General features: G+C 50.3%; 8 protein-coding genes. 4 read left to right on the forward strand and 4 right to left on the reverse strand.

Annotation, left to right across the window (positions count from 1 at the left end):
* Positions 1-954, forward strand: a 954-nt coding sequence (locus DT343_RS18135; RefSeq protein WP_146756728.1) for a tRNA modification GTPase, incomplete at its 5' end; no start/stop codon positions are given.
* Positions 955-1,034: 80 nt separating this feature from the next.
* Positions 1,035-1,625, forward strand: coding sequence for an FmdE family protein (locus DT343_RS18140; RefSeq protein ID WP_220116648.1), 591 nt, complete (start codon positions 1,035-1,037; stop codon positions 1,623-1,625).
* Here the strand turns inward: DT343_RS18140 and DT343_RS18145 are convergent.
* The gene (locus tag DT343_RS18145; protein ID WP_220116651.1) at positions 1,622-2,005 is read right to left on the reverse strand and encodes a YqcC family protein; all 384 of its coding nucleotides are present in this window, start codon (positions 2,003-2,005) and stop codon (positions 1,622-1,624) included. The two genes, DT343_RS18140 and DT343_RS18145, sit on opposite strands and share 4 nt — an antisense overlap.
* Before the next feature lie 136 nt (positions 2,006-2,141).
* Here DT343_RS18145 and DT343_RS18150 point away from each other — a divergent pair, with 136 nt between their 5' ends.
* Positions 2,142-2,660 (forward strand): disulfide bond formation protein B, encoded by a 519-nt coding sequence (locus DT343_RS18150; RefSeq protein ID WP_112862634.1) that lies wholly within the window; start codon positions 2,142-2,144, stop codon positions 2,658-2,660.
* 97 nt (positions 2,661-2,757) lie between these two features.
* On the opposite strand, the gene DT343_RS18155 is transcribed toward DT343_RS18150, so the two are convergent.
* The 3 genes from DT343_RS18155 to DT343_RS18710 are packed head-to-tail and all read right to left on the reverse strand — an operon-like array spanning position 2,758 to position 4,148.
* The gene (locus tag DT343_RS18155) at positions 2,758-3,075 is read right to left on the reverse strand and encodes a hypothetical protein (protein ID WP_112862635.1); all 318 of its coding nucleotides are present in this window, start codon (positions 3,073-3,075) and stop codon (positions 2,758-2,760) included.
* A gap of 60 nt (positions 3,076-3,135) precedes the next feature.
* Positions 3,136-3,540: a Kae1-like domain-containing protein gene (locus DT343_RS18705; RefSeq protein WP_439897222.1), complete on the reverse strand. Its 405-nt coding sequence runs from the start codon at positions 3,538-3,540 to the stop codon at positions 3,136-3,138.
* On the reverse strand, positions 3,537-4,148 hold the full coding sequence (locus DT343_RS18710) for a tRNA (adenosine(37)-N6)-threonylcarbamoyltransferase complex transferase subunit TsaD (protein WP_220116656.1): 612 nt from the start codon (positions 4,146-4,148) through the stop codon (positions 3,537-3,539). The genes DT343_RS18705 and DT343_RS18710 overlap by 4 nt, the downstream gene beginning before the upstream one ends.
* Positions 4,149-4,340: 192 nt before the next feature.
* Here DT343_RS18710 and DT343_RS18165 point away from each other — a divergent pair.
* A partial coding sequence (locus DT343_RS18165) for an alcohol dehydrogenase catalytic domain-containing protein (protein WP_181669164.1) occupies positions 4,341-4,776 on the forward strand: 436 nt, incomplete at its 3' end.

The raw sequence follows: 4,776 nt of genomic DNA on the forward strand, positions 1-4,776 counted from the left end.
ATTGCCGCGCGTTCTATGGCGGCAATGCAGGCGGCAAACCGTTCCTTGCAAGGGGAATTTTCTCGTCAGGTAAATAGCTTGGCTGATGAGATTTTGCAGCTGCGCGTTTATATCGAAGCGGCGCTGGATTTTCCGGAAGAGGAAATCGATTTTATCAGCGAAGGCAATATCGAAGCGCGTCTTTTAGCTTGGGGCGAGAAACTCTCCGCCTTATTGCAGCAATCCGAGCAAGGCAAATTGCTTAATGAGGGCATCGATTTAGTCTTGGCAGGCAAACCGAATGCGGGCAAATCCAGCCTTTTAAATGCGCTTTCCGGCGAAGATCGCGCGATTGTGACGCATATTGCCGGCACTACGCGCGATATCTTGCGCGAATCCATTATCATTGAAGGCATTCCCATCAATCTGGTGGATACGGCGGGATTGCGCGAAAGCGAAGATATTGTCGAACAAGAGGGCATTCGCCGCAGCCATCAGGCGATTCAGCATGCCCAACTGATTGCCTTGCTGATTGCCGCAGATGATATGGATGCGGCAGAAATCCTAGATTTGGAAACGCAGTTGCGCGAGCGCGCCGGCAATAGCCCGATTGTAAAACTCTACAACAAAGCGGATTTGGCGGATGCTTCGCTGCAAGCACAATATCAAGACGGCTTATGGCTATCCGCCAAAACGGGGCAGGGTTTGGAAGCGGTGCGCAAGAAAATCGCCCAATTGGCAGGCAAAACGGAAAGCGAGGCGCCTTTTATTGCGCGGGAGCGCCATATTCGCGCTTTGGATAAGGCACAGCGGCATTTTCTACAGGCATGGCAGGCATTCCAAGGACATCGCGCTGCCGAATTATTGGCTCAAGATTTGCGGCTTGTGCATGATGATTTGGGCGAAATTACCGGCAAAGTTCATGCCGATGATTTATTAGGCGAAATCTTTTCAGGATTTTGCATCGGCAAATAATATATCTTATTAGGAGTACAGTATGAGCCTCATCTTTGACAGCGAAGGTTTTCCGGATTTTTTTCGCCCAAGCGCCTATCTTGCATATTCAAGATAAATTGGCATGGTTTTTGGGTGCGGCAGATTCGGGATTGCTGCAATACCGCTATGCGGATGCCGTAAAATTGGCGGGGCATTCTTGTCCGACGGTTGCCGCCGCCTATTTAATGACCTTGGCAGGCATTAAAGCTTTATACGGCGAAGAGCTTGCCCAACGCGGCGAAATAGAAGTATTTTTTGCTCAATCGCCGGATAGCGGCACTACCGGCGTCATGGCGAGTATTGTGCAATTGCTCACGGGCGCGGCAAGCGATACGGGCTTTGCCGGCATTGGCGCGCAAGCTTTGTTTAAGCGCAGAAATTTATTGCAATTTAATGCCGATATTGAAGCAGTAATGCTGATGCGCCGCCAAGATAACGGCGATGCGGTAAGCATCGCGCTGAATACGGAGATTGTGCCTTGGTCGGAAGAGATGCGCGCTTTAATGCCGAAAGTGATGAGCGGATTGGCGGATGCGCAAGAGCAAAGCCGTTTTGCCCGATTATGGCAGGAACGCGTATCTCAGATGTTGTTGCATCATGCCGAGGACTCGCAAATGATTCAGCTGAAACAATGCGTTTTTCCCGGTTAAGATAATCTTTGCCCGATGACGGCCTGCCATTTGTCTTTGGCATCGCCCATGACTAAGGCATCTAATAATTCAATTATTTGCAATAAGCCCGTGCTGTCGTGGTCGCTGCCTTTCCATGCTTCTTCTGCAATCGCTAGTAAATTGCTTTGGGCAGGCAGACGGCCTGTTTGATTCATAAAGGCCTGCATTTTAGGGATATACACCCATTGCAGCCATTCGCTAAAACGCAAATAATCTATGCAAAAAGGCTCTTTGCTGTTCAGTGCTTCTACCGGCGGCGCTTGGGATTGCCACCAGCCGATTGTCCGCATTTCCGTTTCCAGCAAGGCTAATGCTGCCCGCATTTCATTAAGTACAAGATCTTGATTGTTTACGCTCATTTGATATCCGAATTTTTTGCATACAGGTATCATCAATGGCGGCAGCTATGAAAAATACAAGGCATTTACGATAATTTAGCCAAGTACAAAGAGCATTTGCTACAATGCGCGCCTTATAGATTAGATAGGAAAAAGCATGTTAGAGACACATAAACGTATTGCTTTATTTATAAGCGGCCTAGGTGCTTGGGGCTTAATTCTTTTTGCTTGGCTGTATTTGGAAAAAACGCTTTATCTGGCACCTTGTCCGCTGTGCATGATGCAGCGGCTCGCATTCGCAATAGCAGGAAGCTTTATGATATTGGAAGCGGTTTTTTGGCCTGTAAAACCGATAAGCCGCACGATATTGATGATTGGCAAATATGCGGGCATTTTTTTCGGCTTGGGCTTAAGTGCCAGACATTTGCATATTCAAAGTTTGCCTGCCGGCGAAATTCCTGCCTGCGGCTTCGATTTCTGGGGCACTTTAGATAAGAATGGATTTTGGAATGGTTTGTTGCAATCAATGCAGGGCACCGGTGATTGTGCCGTCGTCGATAAATTTTTAGGCTTATCCATTCCACTGTGGTCTCTTTTGGCATTCGCCGCTTTATTGATGATTGCCATGATTTTTGGCAATCCGCGCGAGCGTTTTCCGCATAGACAGCAGCACTAATAATCTTATCCTTGTTTTAGATGCTGATTTATCCCCGAAGATTTCAGTTGATGTTCGGGGATAATTTTTTATCCTCTCTTGAATAAAAAAACCGGCATTAGTCCGTTGAATCACTTAGATGCGCATCATGCGCTTTGAAATTGAAATAGGTATAGAAATATTGCTCGGCTTTGCTGATGCGGAAGGTAATATCGCTGTCATCGTCCACATAGCCCGAAGCGGCGACAAGGTTGAGCAGTTTTTCATCATCGGCATCCTGCGCTTCTTGTTGGTCAACCACAATGCAGCAGTAGTCCATGGCTTGCGCTTGGCTGCGCAGTTGCAGATAGAGTCCCGTATATTCAAATAAAGGAAATTCGTGTTGTTCCAGAATGCTGCTATCGGCCAGCAGTTCGATGCGAGAGAAGTCCGCCATATTGTCCTCGGAAAAAGGCGCATTGTCGCTTGCCGAGCGGCTTTAGGCAAGCGACGCATTTTAGGCGGAGAGTGCTTCCAATGACCAACGCGCTTTGATGTCTAGGGATAAATCCGCGCTTTTGCCGATGTCGAGGCGGCGGGCGGCGGCATGGGCAATCATTAGGGCATTGTCGCCGCATAGCGCGAGTTCGGGAAAGAAGACCCGGCGTTTTAAGGCTTGCGCTTTTTTTTCCAGTCCGCTGCGCAAGACTTGATTGGCGGATACGCCGCCTGCGATGACTAAATCGCGGTAGCCGCTTTCCTGCCAAGCACGTTGGCATTTGATGAGCAGGGTCTCGACAATGGTGTGTTGAAAACTGGCGGCAATGTCGGCATGCGCCTCGGCGGGTTCTTGTTCGATAAGCAGGCGGACATGGGTTTTTAACCCCGAAAAGCTGAAATCCAGCCCCGGGCGGTTAGTCATAGGGCGCGGCATGTCGTAGCGTTTCGGGTTGCCTTGTCGGGCAAGGGCGGCAAGTTCCGGTCCGCCGGGGTAGGGAAGTCCATGATTTTTGCGGTTTTGTCGAAGGCTTCGCCTACGGCGTCATCTAGGGTTTGCCCGAGCAGACGGTATTGTCCGATGGCATCGACAGCGAGGATTTGCGTGTGTCCGCCTGAAACCAGTAGGGCGAGAAAGGGCAGTTCGGGCTGTTCGGCCGCCAATAAGGGCGAGAGTAGATGTCCTTCCATATGATGAATGGGGTAGGCAGGGATATTAAGCGCATAGGCAAGGCTGCGGGCATAGCCTGCGCCGGTCATTAATGCACCGAGCAGCCCCGGACCTGCGGTGTAGGCAATCGCATCGATGTCTTGCAGGCTTAATTTTGCCTCGGCAAGGGCTTGTTGCAGCAGAGGCGGTAGGCGTTTGAGATGGTCGCGTGCCGCCAGTTCGGGTACTACGCCGCCGTAGGCACGGTGCATGTCGATTTGGCTGAATACTTGATTGGCGAGCGCGCCGCGTCGGCAGTCGTAAATCGCCACGCCTGTTTCGTCGCAGGACGATTCCACCGCCAGAATAATGTTAACTTTCATCAAAAATTCCTTTTCGGTTGACCCCCGCCATTGATGGCAGTAGGATTTTATCGGGAGCAGCAGTAAGCGCTTCCTATTCATGTTCATGGCAACACTTAGAGCGACGCTTTATGTGTTGTCCTGTGTGTTGAAACCTTAGCAGGCGCGGATTATCGCCCGATTGTGGCATAAAGACAATTCCTTGCTTACACTATGCCTTTTTCAGCGGGATTCATGCGAGCCATACGAATTTATGGATATCCGCAGGCAAATGCTTGTCTGGTGGAAGATGCTGTGCCGCCTAGCGGAGAAGTGCAAATTGCGGTGCAATATAGTGCTCTGAATTATAAAGATATGCTGGCGATTACCGGCGGCGGAAAAGTGATGCGGCAGTATCCGCTGATTGCCGGTATTGATGCGGCAGGCATAGTGCAGGCTTCTGCGGATGCTAGGTGGCAAAAGGGCGATGCGGTCTTGGTGGCGGGTGCCGGTCTGGGCGAGCAAGTGAACGGCGGTTTGGCGCAAATGATTGCGGTCAATACCGACAGTATCGTTCCTATACCAAGCGCTTGGACGAGCAAAACCGCGATGTTATTAGGCACGGCAGGATTTTCCGCTGCTTTGGCGGTTGATAAATTGCTCAAACATG

Origin of the sequence: Brevundimonas vesicularis, assembly GCF_900445985.1 — a bacterium.
GTDB lineage: Bacteria > Pseudomonadota > Alphaproteobacteria > Caulobacterales > Caulobacteraceae > Brevundimonas > Brevundimonas vesicularis_D.

Coding starts and splice junctions, on each gene's coding strand:
- DT343_RS18145 (WP_220116651.1), bottom strand. CDS start 2,005: ATGAGCGTAAACAATCAAGATCTTGTACTTAATGAAATGCGGGCAGCA.
- DT343_RS18150 (WP_112862634.1), top strand. CDS start 2,142: ATGTTAGAGACACATAAACGTATTGCTTTATTTATAAGCGGCCTAGGT.
- DT343_RS18155 (WP_112862635.1), bottom strand. CDS start 3,075: ATGGCGGACTTCTCTCGCATCGAACTGCTGGCCGATAGCAGCATTCTG.
- DT343_RS18705 (WP_439897222.1), bottom strand. CDS start 3,540: ATGACTAACCGCCCGGGGCTGGATTTCAGCTTTTCGGGGTTAAAAACC.
- DT343_RS18710 (WP_220116656.1), bottom strand. CDS start 4,148: ATGAAAGTTAACATTATTCTGGCGGTGGAATCGTCCTGCGACGAAACA.